Annotated in this window: 17 protein-coding genes and 1 tRNA gene; 4 read left to right on the top strand and 14 right to left on the bottom strand. The window is 67.3% G+C overall.

Annotated features, from left to right (window positions below; translation table 11 throughout):
• Positions 1-70 precede the first annotated feature (70 nt).
• Entirely contained in the window at positions 71-1,009 is a 939-nt protein-coding gene (gene cysK / locus AB0O89_RS08140) for a cysteine synthase A (RefSeq protein WP_292711906.1), read from the top strand.
• Between the two features lie 2 nt (positions 1,010-1,011).
• Positions 1,012-1,590: a serine O-acetyltransferase EpsC gene (gene epsC / locus AB0O89_RS08135; RefSeq protein WP_363496076.1), complete on the top strand. Its 579-nt coding sequence runs from the start codon at positions 1,012-1,014 to the stop codon at positions 1,588-1,590.
• 121 nt (positions 1,591-1,711) lie between these two features.
• Here the strand turns inward: epsC and AB0O89_RS08130 are convergent, their stop codons facing one another.
• The 12 genes from AB0O89_RS08130 to AB0O89_RS08075 form a co-directional block, all read right to left on the bottom strand.
• On the bottom strand, positions 1,712-3,442 hold the full coding sequence (locus AB0O89_RS08130) for an amidohydrolase (protein WP_363496073.1): 1,731 nt from the start codon (positions 3,440-3,442) through the stop codon (positions 1,712-1,714).
• Between the two features lie 42 nt (positions 3,443-3,484).
• Positions 3,485-3,889, bottom strand: a complete 405-nt coding sequence (locus AB0O89_RS08125; protein WP_267189575.1) for a hypothetical protein — start codon at positions 3,887-3,889, stop codon at positions 3,485-3,487.
• A 66-nt stretch (positions 3,890-3,955) separates the two neighbouring features.
• Entirely contained in the window at positions 3,956-5,038 is a 1,083-nt protein-coding gene (gene prfA / locus AB0O89_RS08120; RefSeq protein WP_292711899.1) for a peptide chain release factor 1, read from the bottom strand.
• A gap of 30 nt (positions 5,039-5,068) precedes the next feature.
• Entirely contained in the window at positions 5,069-7,165 is a 2,097-nt protein-coding gene (rho, locus tag AB0O89_RS08115; protein ID WP_363496070.1) for a transcription termination factor Rho, read from the bottom strand.
• A gap of 219 nt (positions 7,166-7,384) precedes the next feature.
• Complete coding sequence (gene thrB, locus AB0O89_RS08110; protein WP_363496067.1) at positions 7,385-8,326, bottom strand: homoserine kinase; 942 nt, start codon at positions 8,324-8,326, stop codon at positions 7,385-7,387.
• Positions 8,323-9,411: a threonine synthase gene (gene thrC, locus AB0O89_RS08105; RefSeq protein WP_363496064.1), complete on the bottom strand. Its 1,089-nt coding sequence runs from the start codon at positions 9,409-9,411 to the stop codon at positions 8,323-8,325. The genes thrB and thrC overlap by 4 nt, the downstream gene beginning before the upstream one ends.
• 1 nt (position 9,412) lies before the next feature.
• Entirely contained in the window at positions 9,413-10,750 is a 1,338-nt protein-coding gene (locus AB0O89_RS08100; protein WP_292711891.1) for a homoserine dehydrogenase, read from the bottom strand.
• Positions 10,747-12,174 (bottom strand): diaminopimelate decarboxylase, encoded by a 1,428-nt coding sequence (gene lysA / locus AB0O89_RS08095; RefSeq protein ID WP_363496061.1) that lies wholly within the window; start codon positions 12,172-12,174, stop codon positions 10,747-10,749. The genes AB0O89_RS08100 and lysA overlap by 4 nt, the downstream gene beginning before the upstream one ends.
• 155 nt (positions 12,175-12,329) lie before the next feature.
• Positions 12,330-13,334 (bottom strand): adenosine deaminase, encoded by a 1,005-nt coding sequence (add, locus tag AB0O89_RS08090; protein WP_363496058.1) that lies wholly within the window; start codon positions 13,332-13,334, stop codon positions 12,330-12,332.
• Complete coding sequence (locus AB0O89_RS08085; protein WP_363496055.1) at positions 13,331-14,167, bottom strand: DUF2993 domain-containing protein; 837 nt, start codon at positions 14,165-14,167, stop codon at positions 13,331-13,333. Before AB0O89_RS08085 ends, add begins: the two co-directional genes overlap by 4 nt.
• A gap of 3 nt (positions 14,168-14,170) precedes the next feature.
• Positions 14,171-15,835: an arginine--tRNA ligase gene (gene argS, locus AB0O89_RS08080; protein ID WP_363496052.1), complete on the bottom strand. Its 1,665-nt coding sequence runs from the start codon at positions 15,833-15,835 to the stop codon at positions 14,171-14,173.
• Between the two features lie 191 nt (positions 15,836-16,026).
• Positions 16,027-16,857, bottom strand: a complete 831-nt coding sequence (locus AB0O89_RS08075) for a transglutaminase family protein (RefSeq protein ID WP_363496049.1) — start codon at positions 16,855-16,857, stop codon at positions 16,027-16,029.
• A gap of 107 nt (positions 16,858-16,964) precedes the next feature.
• Between AB0O89_RS08075 and AB0O89_RS08070 the strand changes: the two genes are divergently transcribed.
• Positions 16,965-17,037 (top strand) — tRNA-Arg (locus AB0O89_RS08070).
• A 430-nt stretch (positions 17,038-17,467) separates the two neighbouring features.
• Positions 17,468-18,667, top strand: a complete 1,200-nt coding sequence (locus AB0O89_RS08065; protein WP_363496046.1) for an alpha/beta hydrolase — start codon at positions 17,468-17,470, stop codon at positions 18,665-18,667.
• Positions 18,668-18,749: 82 nt separating this feature from the next.
• On the opposite strand, the gene AB0O89_RS08060 is transcribed toward AB0O89_RS08065, so the two are convergent.
• Both AB0O89_RS08060 and AB0O89_RS08055 read right to left on the bottom strand, forming a co-directional pair.
• Entirely contained in the window at positions 18,750-20,570 is a 1,821-nt protein-coding gene (locus AB0O89_RS08060; RefSeq protein WP_363496043.1) for an alkyl sulfatase dimerization domain-containing protein, read from the bottom strand.
• Positions 20,571-20,638: 68 nt separating this feature from the next.
• Positions 20,639-21,511, bottom strand: a complete 873-nt coding sequence (locus tag AB0O89_RS08055) for a CPBP family intramembrane glutamic endopeptidase (RefSeq protein WP_363496226.1) — start codon at positions 21,509-21,511, stop codon at positions 20,639-20,641.

The raw sequence follows: 21,511 nt of genomic DNA, 5'->3' as shown, positions 1-21,511 counted from the left end.
ATCGGGGCCGGAGCAATGAGGCTCGCCTAAGCTGAATTGCTGTCACCCACGTCGCCCGAAAGGCCCCGCAATGACCGGTATCCACAACGACATCACGAGCGCGTTCGGCAACACTCCCCTCGTCCGGTTGAACCGGGTCGCCGAGGGCGTCGATGGCACCGTGCTGGCAAAGCTCGAGTTCTACAACCCCGCGTCCAGCGTGAAGGACCGCCTCGGCATCGCGATCGTGGATGCCGCCGAAGCCTCAGGCGAACTCCCGCCGGGCGGCACGATCGTCGAGGCCACCAGCGGCAACACCGGCATCGCGCTGGCCATGGTCGGCGCCGCTCGTGGCTACAAGGTCATCCTGGCCATGCCCTCATCGATGTCGACCGAGCGCAAGCTACTCCTGAAGGGCTACGGCGCCGAACTCGTGCTCACCGACCCGGCGTTGGGTATGAAGGGTGCCGTCGCGAAGGCAGAGGAGATCGCTGCGTCCACGCCCGGAGCGGTCCTTGCCAAGCAGTTCGCCAACGAGGCGAACCCTGCGATCCATCGCAAGACCACCGCTGAAGAGATCCTGCGCGACACCGACGGCAAGGTGGACTACTTCGTGGCCGGGATCGGCACGGGCGGCACGATCACCGGCGTCGGCCAGGTGCTCAAGGAGCGCGTCCCCGGCGTCAAGGTCGTCGCCGTCGAGCCTAAGGACTCCCCGCTGCTGACCGAGGGCCGCCCCGGTCCCCACAAGATCCAGGGCATCGGCCCGAACTTCATCCCCGAGATCCTCGATCAGGGCGTTATCGACGAGGTCATCGACGTCGAGTTCGACGACGCGATCACCACCGCGCGCGCGGTGGGCACGAAGGACGGCATCCTCGTCGGCATCTCCAGCGGCGCGGCAGTGTGGGCTGCTCTTCAGGTCGCCGCGCGACCCGAGGCCGCGGGCAAGAACATCGTTGTGGTCATCCCCTCCAACGGCGAGCGCTACCTCTCAACGGCACTGTTCGAGCACCTGCGCGAGGACTGAGCGTGGGGGTCCTCCACGTCCTCGGCCGGGTCCGTGAGGACATTGCCGCAGCAAAGCTTCGAGACCCTGCTGCCCGCAGCGGTCTGGAGATCGCGGTGCTCTACTCGGGCCTGCACGCGATCTGGGCGCACCGGGTCAACCACTGGCTGTGGACCCACAACGTGCGCTTCCTCGCACGGGCGGGGTCGCAGCTGGCGCGCTGGCTCACCGGCATCGAGATCCATCCCGGAGCGCAGATCGGGCGCCGGTTCTTCATCGACCACGGCATGGGGGTCGTCATCGGCGAGACCGTCGAGATCGGCGATGACGTCCTGCTCTATCACCAGGTGACCCTGGGCGGCCGGCAACGGGAGGGTGGCAAGCGTCACCCGACGATCGGCAACGAGGTTGCTGTCGGCGCCGGCGCGAAGATCCTGGGCCCGATCACGATCGGCGACCGCTCGGTCGTGGGCGCGAACGCCGTGGTCACCCGCGATGCGCCAGCCGACAGCGTGCTCACCGGCATCCCAGCGAAAGCCCGCAAGCGCAAGGACGGCATGGACACCCGCGCCATCCTGACCATGCCTGACTACCAGATCTGAGCTGCGCGAAGTTCGCAGAATCGTAGGAGGTTCGCAGGATGCCGCGACAATCGTGCGGACTTCGCGTCATTCTGCGAACTTTGCGCGGCTTCCAGAGCCCATCATGCGGGCGAGCCACCCGTCACGCGTCAGCTCCGGGAAGGTGACAGCAAGCAGGCACGCCATAGGTGCGCAGCTGAGCGAAGGCAGCGTCGTCGACCTGGTGGGATGCCGCGGCGAACTCCCCGAGATCGACGCGAGCGCCCCCGAGCCAGGTGCCGAGCACACCGATCGCACCGATCTTGTCGGGGACGACGGCGTAGGGATCGGCATCGAGCTCGACGAAGTCAGCGAACTTACCGACCTCGATCGAGCCGATCTCGTGCTCGCGCCCCAGCGCGAACGCTGCATTGATCGTGTGTGCCCGAAGCGCCTCATCGAGCGTCGCCGCCTGTTCGGGAGCGTGCAGGGCGCCGGACACGCATCGGCGCGTGACGGCTGCCTGCATGTTCAGCAGCGGCGTGGGAGGGGTGACGGAACCGTCATTGTGGAACGAGACCGGAAGGCCAGCATCGAAGGCGTCTCGGAACCGCTGCCACGCGCCACCCACCGCCGGCTCGAACATGCCCCCGTCGAGCAGATCGCCCCAGTAGTAGAACTGGAACGGGCCCATGGAGGGCACGGCACCGATTGAGGCCATCCGAGCGAATTGATCGGCACGAGCACCGCCGATGTGCTCGATCCGCCAGCGGTGATCACTCTCGATCAGGTTGTGCCGGCCGAGCACCGTTGTGAAGGCATCCAGCACGATGTCGATCGCGATATCGCCGTTGGCGTGGAAGGCCATCTGCCAGCCCTCACCGACGTGAGCCTCCAACAGGGCGTCAAGCTGGTCGCGGGTGTAGTTCATCATCTTCTCGCCGGGGATGCCGGGAGCGATCCCCGCGGCGCGGGTGACGTCGGTGTCGAGGTAGGGCGAACTCATCGCCACGTTGCCGACCCACGGCGACCCGTCGGCCCAGAGCTTGATCCCCTGCTTGCGCAGCATCTCGTCAGGCGCCGCTGAGGTGAACGGATCACCGCAGTCAGCCTCCGTCGACATGTGGTAGAGCGAGATCCGCAGGGGGCTGTTCGGAAGCGATGCGAGTGCCTCGTACGCCGACTTCAGCTCGGTCTTGTACGTATGCTCCGAGGTGGCGGTGATCCCCGCTGAGGACAGCAGCACGTAGTACTCCACGGCCCCCTGCAGGGGCTTCGGGCTCTTCGCAAGGGCCTCCAGCACGGGAGCCGCCTGCGCCATGGCCGCAGGAATCTCGGTGGCCACACCGGTGAGGGAGCCGTCGGCGTTGCGGCCGAAGAATCCGCCAACGGGGTCCGCCGGTGGGTTCTTCACCCAGCCGAGGTGCTCGAGCACCGCGGTCGTGACGTAGGACGTGTGCCCCGAGTTGCCGAAGACCATCACCATGCGGTCGCCGAAGATGGCATCGAGTTCTGGTGCCGTCGGGTCGGCGTGCTTGTGCAGGAGACCATCGAAGCCGAAGAACGCGAGCGGCTGGTCGGCCGGCGTCTCCGCGATCGCCTTGTGGAAGGCAGCGACCACGTCATCCCATGTCGGGGCGAACCACGGCGCGATCCAATACGCCGGCGGCATCGTGGCCATACCGCTGAGAACGGGATGCGAATGCGGTTCGACGAATCCGGGTAGCAGCGCGGCGGCGCCCGTATCGTGCAGGCTTGCGCCAGGTAGCGCGCTCTGACACTCAGCCACGCTCCCCACGGCGACGATCCGCCCGTCTGAGACAGCGACAGCCTGCGCTCTGGTTCGCGCCGCGTCCATCGTGACGATGGTCCCCGCGGTGATGATGACGTCCATGTCTTTACCCCCCTTTGCTGACGGCCGTGGTCGGCGCCCCGTCTATTTCTCGGAGCGACGCTCCTCGACCTTCTTCTTGATGAAGACCATCGGCAGCAGCCACGTCGCGAGGGCCGTGACCAGCCACACAATGACGGGTGCGAGAATCCAGGTGAGCACGAAAGGCTCGCCGATGCTGATGCCGCCACGGGGAATGAGCACAACGATCACGAGCGCGACAAGGGTCGAGATGATGCCGATGCCCCCGAGCAGGGCGGGTGCGTTCCGCTTCGCGACTGTCGCGATCCACGGCGACAGGACGCTCTGGAGTACGGCGAAGATCAAAACGGCAAGGACGAAGCCCCACCAGTCGGCCCAGTCGATACGGAAGCCGGGAAGCAGCAGGTCGGCGGCGATGAGGCCGACGGCGGCGGAGAGGACGAAGATCAACGCGCGGATGAGGAACATGACCACGCCCTGACAGTAGCGCCTCGATGACCACCGCGACAGGATCTCTCGCTGCGGCGCGCGGGATCAGTTCCCGTCTGAACCGAGAGCGGCGAGCCGCTCCTCCTCGTCGGCTGCGATGCACGACGCGATGATCGGTTCGAGGGCGCCATCCATGACCTGATCCAGGTTGTAGGCCTTGTAGCCGGTCCGGTGATCGGCGATGCGATTCTCGGGGAAGTTGTAGGTCCGAATGCGCTCCGAGCGATCCATCCCACGGATCTGGGAGCGACGGGCATCGGATGCCGCGGCATCCCGCTCCTCCTGCTGTTTGGCCAGCAGCCGGGCTCGCAGGACACGCATCCCGGCCTCGCGGTTCTGCAGCTGAGACTTCTCGTTCTGCATCGACACCACGATGCCTGTCGGCAGGTGCGTGATCCGCACCGCCGAGTCCGTGGTGTTCACCGACTGGCCGCCGGGGCCGGAGGAACGGAACACGTCGATCTTGAGATCGTTCTGATCGATGTGGATCTCTTCGGGCTCGTCGACCTCGGGAAAGACCAGTACGCCTGTCGTCGAGGTGTGAATGCGCCCCTGGGACTCGGTCGCGGGAACCCGCTGTACGCGGTGCACGCCGCCCTCGTACTTCAGATGAGCCCACACACCCTGCGACGGGTCGGTGGACGACCCTTTTATCGCGACCTGGACATCCTTGAACCCACCGAGGTCTGACTCATTGCGCTCGAGGAGTTCGGTCTTCCACCCTTTCGAGGCGGCGTACTGCAGGTACATCCGCAGCAGGTCAGCGGCGAACAGGGCGCTCTCTGCACCGCCCTCGCCCTGCTTGATCTCCATGATCACGTCGCGCGCATCATCCGGGTCTCGCGGAATCAGCAGCCGCCGAAGCCGCTCCTGCGTTTCGGCGAGGCGCTCCTCGAGCGCCGGCACCTCCTCGGCGAAGGCGTCGTCCTCCCTCGCGAGGTCGCGGGCAGCTGCCAGGTCATCGGATGCCGCCACCCACGCGTCGTGGGCAGCGACAATCCGACTCAGTTCGGCGTAGCGTCTGTTCACCCGCTTTGCGCGGGCAGGATCTGCGTGCACCGCCGGGTCAGACAGTTCGATCTGCACCTCGCGGTGCTCGTCGATCAGCGCGCGGACGGAGTCGAACATCGCCGGCTCGGCCATCTCGATGCCGCCGGGTCAGCGGATGCTGTTCTCGTGTCCGTGGCCGTGTCCGCCGGCACCGTGACCGTTGGAGGTCGGCGCCGGAATCGACTTCTGCATCTGCACGAGGAACTCGACGTTGGACTGGGTTTCCTTGAGCTTTCCGAGCACGACCTCGAGTGCCTGCTGGGGGTCGAGGCCCGCGAGGGCGCGACGCAGCTTCCAGGTGATCTTGACCTCGTCGGGCGAGAGCAGCATCTCTTCGCGACGCGTGCTCGACGCGTTGACATCCACTGCGGGGAAGATGCGCTTGTCAGCAAGCTGGCGGTTCAGACGCAGTTCGCTGTTGCCGGTGCCCTTGAACTCCTCGAAGATGACGTCGTCCATCTTGGAGCCGGTCTCGACCAGTGCCGTGGCGAGAATCGTGAGCGATCCGCCGTTCTCGATGTTGCGAGCAGCGCCGAAGAAGCGCTTGGGCGGATAGAGCGCTGAGGCGTCGACACCGCCGGTGAGGACGCGGCCAGAAGTCGGCGCGGAGATGTTGTAGGCGCGGCCGAGTCGGGTGATCGAATCCAGCAGCACGACGACGTCACGGCCGAGTTCGACGAGGCGCTTGGCCCGCTCGATGGCGAGCTCGGCGACCGTGGTGTGGTCTTCGGCTGGACGGTCGAAGGTCGAGGCGATGACCTCGCCCTTCACGGTGCGCTGCATGTCGGTGACTTCTTCGGGCCGCTCATCGACGAGCACGACCATGAGGTGGACCTCGGGGTTGTTCGTCGCGATCGCGTTCGCGATCTGCTGCAGCACGATCGTCTTACCGGCCTTCGGGGGCGCGACGATGAGGCCGCGCTGGCCCTTGCCGATCGGGGCGACCAGGTCGATGATCCGCTGCGTCAGCTTTTCGGGGGCAGTCTCCAGGCGCAGGCGCTCCTGCGGGTAGAGCGGCGTGAGCTTGCCGAACTCGACGCGGTTCGCGGCGTCCTCGACCGACAGGCCGTTGACGGCATCCACCTTGACGAGTGCGTTGTACTTCTGGCGGCCGGTCTGCTCGCCTTCGCGGGGCTGCTTGATGGCACCGACGACGGCATCACCCTTGCGCAGGTTGTACTTCTTGACCTGACCGAGCGAGACGTACACGTCGCTCTGGCCGGGCAGGTAGCCGGTCGTGCGGACGAAGGCGTAGTTGTCGAGCACGTCCAGGATGCCGGCGATCGGGATCAGGACATCGTCCTCGCCGACCTCGGGCTCGAACTCGTCGTTCTGGTTCGGGCCACGGCGCTTGTTGCGCTGGCGACCGCGAGCGCTGGACGCACCGCCGTCCTCGTCCGAGTTCGTGGAGGCCGACTGCTCAGGCCCGCCGGTCGAACCCGCGTTGCCGTTGCCCGCGTTACCTGATCCGTTGCCGCTGTTGCCCGATGCCCGGTTGCGGCTCCGGCTCCGGCTGCGGCTCCGGCTGCGGCTCGGCGTGGACTCCTCGCCTGCGTCGTCGGAGGACTCGGTGCTGGGCGACGACTCGTCGGTCGCTGCGGCCTCGGCAGGAGCCGCATCGGGGGCATCCCCTGCGTCGAGGGGCTTGTCGCCCTCGGCCGATGTGTCGACCGGCTTGTCGTCTGCAGCCGCGCTCGACTGCTCGGCCTCGGTGGACGCGGGCAGCTCTGCGGCAGCCTCGTCTGCGGGAGCCTGCGCGGCAACGTCGGTGCTCTTGGCTCGACGGGGTGCCCGCTTGCGTACCGGCTTGGCTGGCGCTTCAGCGGCGGGAGCCTCCTCGGCGGGGGCCTCTGATGGCGCTGCGGATGCCTGCTCCTCAGCAGTCGCTGCTTCCTGGGCGTCCGGGGACGAGGCAGGGGCCGCGTCAGCAGTCTCGTCGCTCGCCTCGGCGGCATTACCTGCATCCTCGGCCGGCTCCGTGCTCGCCTCGGCCGTAGGTTCTGCGACCTCGGTCTCGACAGCGGCCTCCGACTCGGGAGCCGAAGCTTCCGCGGCGTCGGCGTCGGCGCTCTCGGTCTCGGTCTCGGTCGATGCTTGCGACGGGGTGGTTTCGGTCTGGGGTGCGGCCTCGTCGGCCGCTGGGGTGGTCTGGTCGACAGCGTCGCTCTCGGACGCGTCGGTCTGGACCTCGGAGATGGACTCCACGAGTACTCCCTTGTGTACCTAATGTGCGGTGAATCGAATGATGTGCGGACCCGCACGGATGAAGAAGCCGCCGCGATGGGCTCGAGGTGCTGAGCGGGACTCAGCGTCTCGTGCTCATCTGCCTCTCCTCGATTCCTTCCGGACAGAGATGTCCGGATTCGGAAGATCGAGGGAATTGCGGAGGCTTCGCAGATATGCGGCGGGGGCCAGATTCACGAGTTACGTGGAACCCCCCGCGTGCTCCTTCACTGTACCACCCTTGACATCGACGGCCAGCATGTGAGCCTCCCACGGGGTGTCAGTCACCTGCTCGGCGACCGCTGCCGCCTCCAGGCGACGACCGGGACCGTCGGCCAGCACCAGCACGCTGGGGCCTGCGCCCGAGACGACAGCAGCGAAGCCCTGCTCACGCAGCGCCCGGACCAATCGGTCGGTCTCGGGCATCGCCTGAGCACGGTAGTTCTGGTGCAGCTTGTCTTCCGTGGCTGCAAGCAGCAGCTCCGGGCTCTGTGTGAGCGCCGCGATCAGCAGCGCCGAGCGCGAGAGATTGAAGACCGCATCCTCACGAGGAACCTGCAGGGGCTGGAGGCTGCGGGCGACGCTCGTTGACATCGTGAAGCTCGGGACGAACACAACGGGCGAGACACCGCGGTGCACCAGCAGCTTCTTGTGCTGCGGGATCGCCTCGTCCATCCACGCGATCGTCAGACCGCCGAACAGCGCCGGCGCGACGTTGTCGGGATGCCCCTCGAGCTCTGTTGCCAGGCGCAGCATCGTGTCGGGCCCGATCTCGACGTCGCCCTCGAGCAGGCCCTTGACAGCGAGGATGCCGGCAACGACTGCTGCGCCAGAAGACCCGAGGCCGCGGCCGTGGGGGATCGTGTTGCGGGCGCGCAGACGCAAACCGGGCATGGGGCGATCGACCGCCTCGAAGGCGTAGGCCATTGCCCGCACCAGAAGGTTCGATTCATCGCGCGGGATCTCGTCAGCACCCTCGCCCTCGGCCTGGATGTCGAGCCCGGGCTCCGCAAGCGAGGTCACGACCAGGTCGTCGTAGATGCTGAGGGCGAGCCCCAGCGTGTCGAATCCCGGACCCAGGTTCGCGCTGGTTGCGGGCACACGCACCGCGACCGAGCGTTCGGCGACCCGGGCTGCATTCACGTGGTCGCCCCTGCGCGCGCGAGTCCCAGCACAGAAGCCACCTCGGACGTGGTCGCGTCCACGACAGTCGGCCGGGCCTCCGATCCGTCGGCGTTACGCAGCGCCCACTGCGGGTCCTTGAGCCCGTGGCCGGTCACGGTCAGCACGACCGTGGATCCCGCCGGGATCACTCCCGCCTCCGCCCGGTCGAGCAGGCCCGCAACACTGATCGCCGATGCCGGCTCCACGAAAACCCCGACCTCGCCGGCGAGGATCTTCTGTGCGGCAAGAATCCGCTCGTCATCGATCGCGCCGAACCAGCCATCGGTTGCGGCACGCGCCTCGAGGGCGAGCTCCCACGACGCCGGGTTGCCGATCCGGATGGCGGTGGCGATCGTCTCAGGGTTCTTGACGACCTCGCCGCGCACGAGCGGAGCGCTTCCCTCTGCCTGGAACCCGAACATCCGAGGAACGCGCGTGGCGACGCCACGGTCGGCCTCCTCACGGTAGCCGCGCGAGTACGCCGTGTAGTTGCCGGCGTTTCCGACCGGGATGAAGTGGAAGTCCGGAGCGTCCCCGAGGACCTCCACGATTTCGTACGCCGCAGTCTTCTGACCCTCGATGCGGTCAGGGTTGACGGAGTTCACGAGATGGACCGGGTAGTTGTCGGCGAGCTCCCGGGCGATCTCGAGGCAGTCGTCGAAGTTGCCGCGGATCTGGATGAGCTGTCCGTTGTGCGCGACGGCCTGGCTGAGCTTGCCCATGGCGATCTTGCCCTCAGGTACCAGCACTGCCGCCGTGATCCCCGCGTGGGCAGCGTATGCGGCAGCGGATGCCGAGGTGTTGCCCGTCGAGGCGCAGATGACGGCCTTGGCGCCGTGCTCGACAGCCCGAGACAGTGCCACGGTCATACCGCGGTCCTTGAAAGAACCGGTCGGGTTCATCCCCTCGAACTTCACCCAGACCTGGGCTCCCGTACGCTGCGACAGCGCCGGCGCCGACACCAGGGGCGTGCCGCCCTCTCCGAGGGAGACGACCGTCGATTCCGCGGTCACCCCCAGGCGGTCGGCGTACTCGTTCATGACTCCGCGCCACACGTGTGCCACGTCAATCTCCTTCTACTCGCAGGACCGAAACGACCCGGTCCACGACGTCACTGTCAGCGAGGCGGGCAACCGTCTCGCTGAGGTCCTGTTCCAATGCCTTGTGGGTGCCGATCACGAGGCGCGCAACGCCCGTCGGGTCGGCGGCGACGCGCGCGAGCGGGTCAGTGGATGCGTCAGCCACCGTCTGTTCGACCGTCGCAATCGAGACGCGACCCTCGCTGAGGATGCCGGCCACGGTCGCGAGGACCCCAGGCTCGTCGGTGACCTCGAGGGTGATCTGGTACTGCGTCGTCACGTGCCCGATCGGCAGGATCGGGAGGTTCGCGCGGGTCGACTCGCCGACCCCCACGCCACCGGCAATATGGCGTCGTGCGGCAGAGACGACATCGCCGAGAACCGCGGATGCCGTCTGCACGCCGCCCGCTCCGGCGCCGTAGAACATGAGGTTTCCAGCCGCCTCGGCCTGCACGAACACGGCGTTGTTCGCGCCGTGGACGCTCGCGAGCGGATGTTCGCGAGGCACGAGAGCCGGGTACACCCGCACCGAGATCGCCTCGCCGGAGCCGTTCGACACACGCTCGCAGACGGCAAGGAGCTTGATGACATAGCCCGCCTTGCGCGCGGCATCCATCATCGGCTTGTCGATCGCGGTGATGCCCTCGCGGTGAACCGCTTCCAGCGGCACCGACGTGTGGAACGCGAGGCTCGCAAGGATCGCAGCTTTCTGCGCCGCGTCATATCCCTCGATGTCGGCCGTCGGGTCAGCCTCGGCATACCCGAGGGCCTGCGCCTGCGCGAGGACCTCGCCGAAGTCGGCGCCCTCGGTGTCCATCCGGTCGAGAATGTAGTTGGTGGTGCCGTTGACGATGCCCATAATGCGCTGCACCCGGTCGCCGGCGAGCGAATCGCGCAGGGGACGGATGATGGGAATCGCGCCGGCCGCCGCAGCCTCGTAGTACACCTGCGCGCCGACCTGGTCGGCTGCCTCGAAGATCTCCGGTCCGTGCGTGGCAAGAAGCGCCTTGTTGGCTGTCACGACGTCAGCACCCGAGCCGATCGCCTGCAGCAGGCTCGTGCGTGCTGGCTCGATCCCGCCCATCAACTCGATGACGATGTCGGCGCCGAGAATGAGGGTTTCGGCATCCGTTGTGAACAACTCGCGCGGCAGGTCAGCGTCGCGCGGCGCGTCCGGGTTGCGCACGGCGATGCCAACGAGTTCGAGGCGTGCTCCGGCGCGGTCTGCCAGTTCGTCGGCGTGCTGACGCAGCAGCGCGGCGACCTGGGAGCCGACGGCCCCGGCGCCCAGCAGCGCGACGCGGAGGCGGCGATAGTCGGTCATGCCGTCCTTTCGGTCGGGAGGATGCCGGCGTCACGCGCCAGCAGGTCATCGATGGTCTCACCGCGCACGATCACGCGGGAGCGCCCGTCCCGGACAGCCACGACGGCCGGACGCGGGAGGAAGTTGTAGTTGCTGGAGAGCGAAAAGCAGTAAGCGCCGGTCGCAGGGACGGCCAAGAGGTCCCCCGGTGCGACATCAGCGGGGAGGTACTCGGCATCCACGACGATGTCACCTGACTCGCAGTGCTTGCCCACGACGCGAACCAGCTGGGGCTCGGCGTCGCTGACCCGAGATGCCAGGCGGGCGCTGTACTGCGCACCATAAAGCGCTGGTCTCGCGTTATCGCTCATCCCGCCGTCCACGCTCACGTAGAGGCGCTCGAGGCCGCCCTCGAGCGCGACGGCCTTGGTCGTCCCGACGGTGTACAGGGTGACCCCGGCCCGACCGACGATGGCCCGGCCCGGCTCGAAGGCAAGGTTCGGCATCCGGATGCCGCGCGCGGCGCACTCGGCAGCAACAGCATCGACGATCCCATCCGCGAGAACCTCGATCGCGGTGGGGTTGTCGACCCGCGTGTAGGCGATACCGAATCCGCCGCCGAGGTTCAGCACCTGGAGGTCTTCAGCGGCATCCGCTCCGCCCTGCAGATGTGCGTAGAGACCCACGATGCGGGCTGCCGACTCGGCGAAACCGGCGGTGCCGAAGATCTGCGAACCAATGTGGCAGTGGAGCCCGACCAGCCGCAGGCCGGCGGCTGCACGCACACGGGCTGCCGCCACAGCCGCGTCGGCGAGCGTGAACCCGAACTTCTGATCCTCGTGAGCTGTGGCAAGGAAGTCGTGCGTTTCGGCGTGAACGCCGCTGTTGACCCGCACGAGCACGGGTTGCACGGCACCAGCGGCTTGCGCGACGGCAGCGAGACGCTCGATCTCCTGAAAACTGTCGACGACGATCGAGCCGACACCGACGGCGACGGCCCGCTCGAGTTCGGCGACACTCTTGTTGTTGCCGTGGACGCCGATCCGGGCCGGGTCGACACCCGCTGCCAGGGCGACGGCGAGTTCACCGCCGCTGGCGACGTCGACGGCAAGGCCGGCATCCGTCACCCAGCGCACCACCTCGGTGCTGAGGAAAGCCTTGCCGGCGTAATAGACCCGCGACGCTACTGCGTGCCGCGCCGCCGCGGATGCGAAAGCCTCGCGGGCACGGGCAGCGTGAGAGCGCACATCGTCTTCATCGAGGACGTACAGCGGCGTGCCGTAGTCCCGAGCGAGCGCGGATGCCGCGACTCCCCCGATGACCAGTTCGCCGTCAGCATCGCGCGCGGCACCCGTCGGCCACACACCATCGACCAGGTCGTTGGGATCCGACGGCACGTCCAGCCACGCCGGAACGGGCGGGGTGGAAGTCGGGTGGGCGGACACGCGGAAGCCAATCGGTGAAGTCTTCGGCGCCGAACAAGCGGCGCGAGCAGGCCCCGGGCGGTCAGCGCACGCGCCGAGACACTCCGGTCAGTCTAGGGCACCGGGTATCCTCGCCCGGGAATCCGCCAGCCTGCACTCCCCGCGCCCGCGCGGGGCTACGAGCCGCTCTCGAGTCGGCTCCGCCAGCTCTGTCGCACACCGTCTGCGACGAACGCCGCATCCACGCTGTGCCGTGCCAGCGCCGCGATCATCGCGTCATCGAACTCGAGGTCGTTACGCAGCACAGCCACCTCGTTCGAGAGCAGCGATTCGGTCTGACGTGGGTTGTCATCGCCGAGGACGACCCGGGCACCGGCGCGGGCGAACCGCGCCGCCGGGTGGGCATCCATCGACGTCACAGCACCCGTGTAGACGTTCGAGGTCGGACACACTTCGATCGCGATGTCACGCTCAACGAACCAGCGGATAAGGTCCGGCTCCTCCGCGATGCGTGCACCATGGCCGATGCGGGTCGCGCCGAGAAGCTCCACGGCCTGCTGAGCCGCGCGCCCGGATGCCGCCTCGGCGGCATGGCACGTGATACCCAGGCCCGCACTGCGCGCGATGGCAAAGGCATCCCGATACCGGTCGAGGTCGGGGAAGAGCAGTTCGTCTCCGGCCAGGTCGAATCCGACCACGCCCGTCCCTGCCGCGCGAGCCGCGGCCCGGGCCACCGCCTCGTTCACCTCGCTAGGGTCACTGCGCAGCGCCGCGACTACCACGCCAGCAGAGATTCCGGTGTCGGCCATGCCCGCCTCGATTCCCGCGCACATCGCCGCGATCACGGCATCCAGCTCTGCCAGCGTCGACGCGTGCGAGGCGGGACCGAACCGCAGCTCGAGGTGATCCTCACCGTCGGCTGCAGCATCCTCGACGGCTTCGCGCGTGATCCGCTCGAGCAGGTCGAGGCGGGAGAAGAACGGGAATGTCGCAACGACTTTCACGAGGTACGTCGTGAGATCCGCCGGCCCATCCAATTGCAGCGCCGCCGCCCAGTCGCGGCCTGCATCCGGCATCCCGAGCTCTCGCGCGATCTGGGCCGCCGTGCCCGGACGCACCCGCCCTTCGAGGTGCGAGTGCAGATTGATCAGCAGGGGCGCACTCGCCGAGGTGGCGCTCACGCGCAGGTGCCGTTCTGCTGAAGGGTTGCGTCGTCCAGCATCCGGCCATCGATGTCGAACGTGGCGACAAGTTCGTCGCCCGTGACGGATGCCGCCGTGAGCGTCGCTCCGGCAGGCAGGTACTCCGCAACGCAGATCTGCCAGTCCTGCAGGATGGGGTCGGCAAGGGATCCGAACTGGTCTCGCACGCCGTCCGCCGTCACCGCGAGTCCACTGACCTGCAGGCTTTCGGGCCGAAGCACAAGCTCGCCAGCCTCGGCACTGGGCACGAGCGACAGTGACACCGGGATGCCGAACCCGAACAATGAGAGCTCAGTTCCGACGACGATCGCAGGGTCCTCGAGCGTCAGATCGACGATGTCGATCTGGGCGACGCTGTCGGTGAGGGCTGCCACCTGAGTCTGGTCGAGAGTCACCGTGGCAACTCCCGCGCCCACGGTGTAGGGCGCTGTCGTGCTCACCCCCTGCAGGGTGACGTCGATATCCGCCGTCGTCGGACCGAGCGGCACGTCGTCGGATGAGAGCCGCAGGTCGTCGAGGCTGCCGGTGAGTAGCTGGAGAGTGAGCGGGCCCTGGATCGACACGTCGACGGGCTGATCGGCGGGCAGGTCGAGTCCCGTCCGCACCTGGCTGGCGAGACCCGCCTCGATCGTTGATCGCACGACGGTCTCGACGATGACGACGACAACCACGACGATGACCATGACCACGGCCGCAGCTGCAACGAGCCACGGCCACACCCGGCGACGCTTCTTCGGCTCCTCCGGAACCGCGAGCACCCATCCCGCGCGAAGATCCGGCAGCGGGTCGGTCGGGTGTTCGGCATCCGTCATGGGTTACATCCGTTCGGGAGCTCCGACGCCCAGCAGCGTCAGTCCGTTGCGCAGCACCTGGCCGGTGGCGTCGTTGAGCCACAGCCGCGTCTGGTGCACCGGCTCGATGGGGTCGTTGCCGAGCGAGATCACGCGGCAGTTGTCGTACCACCGGTGATACAGGCCGGCGAGTTCTTCGAGGTAGCGAGCGACGCGGTGGGGCTCTCGCACTTCCGCGGCGAACGCGACAGTGCGGGGGAACTCCTGCAGGGCGCCCAGCAGCGCCGACTCGGTCTCGTGCGTGAGCGTCTCGGGTGCGAACACGCTGCGGTCGACACCTGCCGCTGCAGCATTGCGCCCGACGTTATGGGTTCGGGCGTGCGCGTACTGCACGTAGAAGACCGGGTTGTCGTTCGTGCGCTTTTGCAGGATGTCGAGATCGATGTCGAGGTTCGAATCCGTGGAACTGCGCGTGAGGGCGTAGCGGGCGGCATCCACCCCGACCGTCTCGACGAGGTCTTCGAGGGTCACGACGGTGCCGGCACGCTTGGACATCCGCACCGGCTGGCCCTCGCGCAGCAGGTTCACCATCTGGCCGATGAGGATCTGCAGGTTCACATACGGCTCGTCGTCGAAAGCCGCACACATCGCCATGAGTCGCTTGACGTAACCGTGGTGGTCGGCCCCGAGCATGATGATGCAACGGTTGAACCCGCGCTCGCGCTTGTCGAGGTAGTAGGCGAGGTCACCCGAGATGTACGCGGGCTGGCCGTCGCTCTTGATCACAACGCGGTCTTTGTCGTCGCCGAAGTCGGTCGAGCGCAGCCAGATCGCACCGTCGGCTTCGTAGATGTGGCCGAGATCGCGCAGCCGATCCACGGCCCGGGTCACGGCCCCGGATGCGTGCAGATCGTTCTCGTGGAAGTACACGTCGAAGTCGACGCCGAACTCGTGCAGGCTCTGCTTGATCTCGTCGAACATGAATCCGACACCGAGTTCGCGGAACGCTTCTTGCTTGGCTTCGGCATCCAGGGCGGCGAGGTCGCCGTCGTAGGCATCCGTCACCCGCGCCGCAATATCGGCGATGTAGGCCCCACCGTAGCCGTCCTCGGGCGCCGGCCGGCCCTCGGCCGCAGCGACGAGGCTGCGCGCGAAGCGATCGATCTGGGCACCGTGGTCGTTGAAGTAGTACTCCCGCGTGACGCTCGCACCTTGCGAGGCGAGGATGCGGGCGAGGGCATCGCCCACCGCAGCCCACCGGGTGCCGCCGATGTGGATCGGACCCGTGGGGTTGGCCGAGACGAACTCGAGGTTGATGACCTGGTCAGCGAGCACCGTCGACGTGCCGAACGCCGCCCCGGCGTCGACGATCGTCTTGGCGAGGGAGCCGGCGGCAGCGGCATCCAGCCGAATGTTGATGAACCCGGGACCCGCTACCTCGACACTCGCGATGCCGTCGACCTCCTCGAGCCCCGCGGCGATCTCGGTCGCGAACTCGCGCGGGTTCACGCCGAGGTTCTTCGCGAGCTTGAGCGCCGCGTTGGAGGCCCAGTCGCCGTGGTCGCGGTTCTTGGGTCGCTCGAGCGGCAGGTCTGCGGCGGTCAGATCGGATGCCGCGCCTTCGCGTCGCGCCTCGGCAAGGGGCGTGATCACGGCGAGGAGTGCGGCGGAGAGTGCTTCGGGGTTCATGGCCGATCCAGTCTAGGCGCGCAGCGCACCCTCCCCTCCCTCGCCGCCCCGCTGACTCCGCGACCCTCAGCCCGCGACCCTCAGTCGCGACCCTCAGTCGCGAGAATCCGATCCGGCGCCGAAAATCCGATCGGGACCGCTGACGGCGGCGCCCGATCGAATTCTCAGTGCGTTCGTGGCTTGTTCGCGTGTCAGGCCAGCTGCACGAGCGAGGCGAAGTCGTCGACGGCGTCGGGGGCGGATGCGTCGGGTGCGGCATCCGTGTCAGGCGACGCGATTCGCGCATCCACACGCATGCGATCGAGGCTGAGGTTTCCGCCGTGGTAGCTGAGGAAGGCACAATCCGCGGCATCCCGGCCGGTCGCGATCCGTACGAGGGAGCGCCGGTCGGCCAGCCGCGTGGCGTCGATGACGTACCAGGCGCCCTCGAGATAGGCCTCAGCGACGGCGTGGAAGTCCATCGGTTCAAGACCCGGCGCGTAGCACGCCGTGTAGCGGGCTGGCACGTCCATCGCACGAAGAAGCGCGATGACCAGGTGGGCGTAGTCGCGGCACACACCCTGCCCGGTCATCAGGGTCGTGACCGCCGAGTCGGTGCCGAGGCTCAGTCCCGGGGTGTAGGTCACGGTTTCGGATACGAATTCCGACACGGCAAGCAGAAGCTCCTCGCCGACGAGGCCTTTGAACTGACGCCGGGCCTGCGAGAACACCTCGTCGGACTGGGCGTATCGGCTCGGACGCAGGTAGGTGATCGCCTCGAGGTCACTCGTCGGCCGAGATGTGACCTGCTCGTCGACGACGGCGTCGTAGCGGACTTCGAGGACGCCCGGCTCGCCGCAGAACCGGTGCAGGCGGCTTCCCGTCTGGTCGATGATCTCGATCGGTGTGTAGATCCGATCGCCCTGCGAGAAGGTGAGATTCTCACTCAGAACAGGTGCATGCTGGGCGACGGCGATCTGGAAGATGAGGTCGATGGATGCCCGGAGTTCCAGGTCCAGTTCAGCGGTCACGATGCGATGCACCGGAGTATCCTCGCACGCCGTGAAGACCTGCGGATGACGCGTCCCGGTGACCCGGGTTCGGGGCGGTCAGGGCCGGGCCGGTGGGCGATGGTAATCTCGATCGGTACGCCTCCGTAGCTCAGGGGATAGAGCGTTGGTTTCCGGTACCAAAGGTCGCAGGTTCGATTCCTGTCGGGGGCACGTTACGGCGAGAGGATCGTCCCGAAGGGGCGGTCCTCTCGCCGTATCTACACCCACTGTCGGGCGGGCCCCTGCCGCCGGAGGCTCCGCGCGACGCGTAGCGGCGCGTGGAGTGGCGGTAGGGCGCGGGGGCACGTTATCGAGGAAGGGACCGTCCGAAGGGCGGTCCCTTCCTCGATCTCTACACCTCCCGTCAGGCGGGCCCCTGCCGGCGGAGGCTCCGCGCACCGCATCCGGAATGTAGGACATATCCGCAGCGCAGGATGCTTCGGCGCGCAACCCTCCTACCTCGGCGATACCCCCTACGCTCGCGCACCTTCGCCGACGCCCGCGCACACCACTTTCGCCGCCGCGAGCGCCCCGATAGCCTGCCCCCGACGACACTCGGGGAGAGATGATGGCGAATCTATTCAGCAGGCACGCACACGACGTGTTCGAAACGGGTTTCTACAGCGAGGACTTCGACTTCGAAGTGCGCATCCAGCTCGGACAAGCCCCCTACGGTGGCTCGGATGTCGGCGAAGTGCTTCGAACCATCGCCGAGGTGAAAGACGGTGACCACGAGGGCTGGTATCAGGCGTGGAGCTCGCTCGGCGAGCGCCTTGCGACACAGGCGGCGGCCTCAGCGGATGCCGGGCATCGCGCCAGCGCAGCGGCGGCGTACTTGCGCGCGGCGAACGCGTACTCCCCCGCCGTGAACGCAGCAGCAGCGTTGGGCGATGAGGAGCTGCTGCAGCACGCCTTCCGCGCCCACCGGGCAGCATGGGACGCATTCGTCGATCGCGCGCCGTACTCCGCCGAGCGCCTCGCGATCCCGTACGAGAACACGACGATGCCGGGCTACTTCTTCAGCGCGAGCACGGACGGCGCAATGGCACCGACCCTCATCCTGGTCAACGGCAGCGATGGATCGATCAGCAGCATGTGGGCGACCGGCGGCCTTGGCGGACTCCAGCGCGGGTACAACGTGCTGATGTTCGACGGACCCGGTCAGCAATCGATGCTCTTCGACAAGAACATCCCCTTCCGCTACGACTGGGAGGCTGTCATGACGCCGGTCGTCGACGCACTCGTTGCTCGCGACGACGTGGATGCCGACCGTATCGCCGCGTACGGCATCAGCCAGGCAGGGTACTGGCTCCCCCGGGCCCTCACGTTCGAGCACCGGATCGCCGCGGCAGTGGCAGACCCCGGAGTCGTCGACGTATCGCAGTCCTGGCGCGCCGGCATCCCGAAATCCGAGATGGAGCTCGTCGAAAAGGGCGAGAAAGAGAAGTTCGACCGCGGGATGGAAATGGCCCTGCGCTACTCGAAGTCCGTCTCGCGTCTGTGGAACTTCCGCGCCAAGCCGTTTGGCAAAGACAGCCCGTACGACACCATGGTCGAGATGCTGCGCTACCGGCTCGAGCCCGACGATGCCGCAAAGATCTCCACGCCGCTGCTGATCACCTCACCCGAGAAGGAGCAGTTCTGGCCGGGCCAGTCCGAGCAGCTCGCTGCGACGGTGCCGGATGCCACGCTTCAGCCCTTCACTGCAGACGAAGGCGCCGACTACCACTGTCAGCCGCTCGCGCGCCTGCTCACCGACGAGCGGATGTTCGACTGGCTCGACACGCGTCTCGGTCGCTGAAAACCCGCGGAACGGCGCCGCCCCCGTGTCAGGGAAGGACGATCTCGAAGTTGGGGTCTCCGGGTTCGAGCACGGCGGCGAGCTATTCGAACACCCGCATGTCGCCCTCGGCATCGATACCCGGGCTCGTGCGGTCACCACCGAGGAGCGCGAGGAGGCGCAGCTTCGGCATCCGCAGCACCAGCGGGGCATCTGCCGGTGCTGAGCGCGCGACATACACGAGGACCCCGTTGCGAAGCGTCACCCGGTAGGCGACGTCCAGATCGGTGAACACGAGATCCAGCGTGAGATCCAGGTTCCACGCCTTCGGCCCGTTCACCGAGATGGCGATCGAGTCCAAGAGCTGCTCGGGTGAGAGCTGCGCGACGATCGAGGGGGCGTTCGGACTCGTCGGCGTTCCGAAGTTTCCCTCGCTGAGCTCGGTTGCGCCGGAGAGGAAGAAGTTGCGCCAGGTGCCGTTCTCTGAGCCGTAGCCGAGCTGACGAAGCGTCGCGACATAGAGTTCGCGCACGCCGGTGTGCTCGGCATCCACGAACACTGCGTGATCGAGAAGGGTCGCTGCCCACCGGAAATCACCCTCGTCGTACGCCGCCTGAGCGAGCTCGATGACGCGGCTGATCCCACCCAGGGCCGTGACGTACCGCTCCGCCAGAGCGGAAGGTGGATGCGGCCACAGGCGCGCGGGGTTGCCGTCGAACCAGCCCATGTAGCGCTGGTAGATCGCCTTGACGTTGTGGCTGACCGAGCCGTAGTACCCGCGGGCATTCCAGGCGTTCTCGAGCGCGGGCGGGAGCTGGATCACTTCGGCGATCTCGGCTCCGGTCATGCCCTGGTTCAGCATCCGCAGCGTTTGGTCGTGGAGGTAGGCATAGAGGTCACGCTGCGTCGAGAGGAATTCCACGATCTCGTCGTGGCCCCACGTCGGCCAGTGGTGGGAGGCGAAGACGACATCGGATGCCTCGCCCCACCGTTCAATGGCTTCAGTCAGGTACTGCGACCACACGTGCGGGTCACGCACGAGCGCGCCGCGGAGGGTGAGGATGTTGTGCAGGTTGTGGGTCGCGTTCTCGGCCATGCACAGCGCGCGGAACGACGGAAAGTAGAAGTGCATTTCGGCCGGCGCCTCGGTGCCGGGCGCCATCTGGAACTCGATCTCCACCCCGTCGATCGTGTGGCGCTCGCCGGTCTCTCGGATGTCCAGGGTGGGCACGATCAGCCCGATCGAGCCCGTGGAGGTGGTCTGGCCGAGGCCCGTCCCGACCTGGCCGCGCGGGCCCCGAGGAAGCGCGGCTCCGTACATGTACCCGGCGCGACGCCCCATCGCCGTTCCGGCGTAGACATTCTCGGCCACAGCGTGTTCGACGAAGCCCTCGGGTGCTATCACGTGCACCTTCCCCGCATCAACCTCCTCCTGAGAGGTCACGCCGAATACCCCGGCGAAGTGGTCGGCATGGCTGTGGGTGTAGATGACGGCAACGACAGGACGCTCACCGCGATGCTCGCGGTAGAGCGCAAGTGCGGCGGCGGCGGTCTCACTGGAGATCAGCGGATCGATGACGATGACCCCGGTGTCCCCCTCGACGAACGTGATGTTCGAGAGGTCGAAGCCGCGCACCTGATAGATCCCGGGAACGACCTCGAACAGTCCGTGCCGCGCCGCCAACTGGGATTGACGCCACAGGCTCGGGTGCACGGATGCCGGAGGCTCACCCTGCAGGAAGTTGTAGCTCTCACCGTCCCAGACGACGTCGCCCGCAGCATCCGTGATCACGAGCGGGTCAAGAGTGCCGAGGAAGCCTCGCTCGGCGGCGACGAGGTCACGATCGTCGTGGAACGGGAGCGTGTTCAGGGCGAGGGCATGGGCGTCGACAATGGCCGGGGCCGGGTCGAGAGGTTCACTCATGGCATCAGCGTGACTGAAGCTCAGCCTGCGCGCAAGAGACGAAGGACTCGGCTGCCGCCGTGACCCACTCAGACGAGAAAGAAACCGTCGAACAGGCCTGGATTGTGGGCATGGACCAGGACGGCGAAGACCACCGCGTCGAAGAGCAGATGCACGGTGACGACGTACGCGAGCGAGCGCGTGACGAGGAAGATGTAGCCCTGCAGGAGGGCGAACGGGATCGTCAGCAGCGGACCCCACGCCTGGTAGCCGAGCTCCCACAGGAACGAGACGAACACGACGGCCTGCAGCAGGTTCGCGGTGACCGGATGCATGTGCCGCAGCAGCAGGACGAAGACGGTGCAGATGAAGAAGAGCTCGTCCCAGATGCCCACCGCGCCGACGCCGACGAACAGCCGGGCGATGAGGTCGGGAGTGTCTACGACCGGCCAGTTGAGGTACACGCCCGAGGTGATGAAGTAGAACGGCAGGATGAGCCACCCCAGCACGAGCACACCGACGAGCCACGCCCACTGGAACCAGCTCCAGCGCCCGCCGCCCCGCCACGGGAATCCGATCGCCCGGTCCCGATAGACGAACCGCGAGATCAGGTAGGGAACTGCCACCGCTCCCGCGAGCGCCACCCCGAATCGAAGGATGGCGAGGTTGTCGAGCTCGGCCTTGAGCGGGATGGCGCTGACGATCAGCATCCCGATCGCGATGAGCGAGAGATCCCGCACGATCGAGGCGTCGCGAGAGACAACGCGGGCTGTGTCCTGCCGGGTCCCCGCCCGCACGGTCGGGCGGCCGAGAGCAGGCGCTAACCGCTCGACCAGCACCGCCGCGATCATGCCCGCTGCCAGCAGCGTCCACCCGAGCCACGGGATCAGGGCGACGAAGAACGCCGGAGCTGCCAGAACGATCAGGACCGCCGGCACGACACGCCACGAGATCACAGGCAG

This window comes from Microbacterium sp. NPDC076895 (genome assembly GCF_040687115.1).
GTDB lineage: Bacteria > Actinomycetota > Actinomycetes > Actinomycetales > Microbacteriaceae > Microbacterium.
This window is presented reverse-complemented; position numbering and strand designations above follow the sequence as displayed.

Coding starts and splice junctions, on each gene's coding strand:
- AB0O89_RS08125 (WP_267189575.1), bottom strand. CDS start 3,889: ATGTTCCTCATCCGCGCGTTGATCTTCGTCCTCTCCGCCGCCGTCGGC.
- cysK (WP_292711906.1), top strand. CDS start 71: ATGACCGGTATCCACAACGACATCACGAGCGCGTTCGGCAACACTCCC.
- AB0O89_RS08130 (WP_363496073.1), bottom strand. CDS start 3,442: ATGGACGTCATCATCACCGCGGGGACCATCGTCACGATGGACGCGGCG.
- AB0O89_RS08060 (WP_363496043.1), bottom strand. CDS start 20,570: ATGAGTGAACCTCTCGACCCGGCCCCGGCCATTGTCGACGCCCATGCC.
- AB0O89_RS08100 (WP_292711891.1), bottom strand. CDS start 10,750: ATGACCGACTATCGCCGCCTCCGCGTCGCGCTGCTGGGCGCCGGGGCC.
- AB0O89_RS08085 (WP_363496055.1), bottom strand. CDS start 14,167: ATGACGGATGCCGAACACCCGACCGACCCGCTGCCGGATCTTCGCGCG.
- prfA (WP_292711899.1), bottom strand. CDS start 5,038: ATGTTCGACTCCGTCCGCGCGCTGATCGACGAGCACCGCGAGGTGCAG.
- argS (WP_363496052.1), bottom strand. CDS start 15,835: ATGAACCCCGAAGCACTCTCCGCCGCACTCCTCGCCGTGATCACGCCC.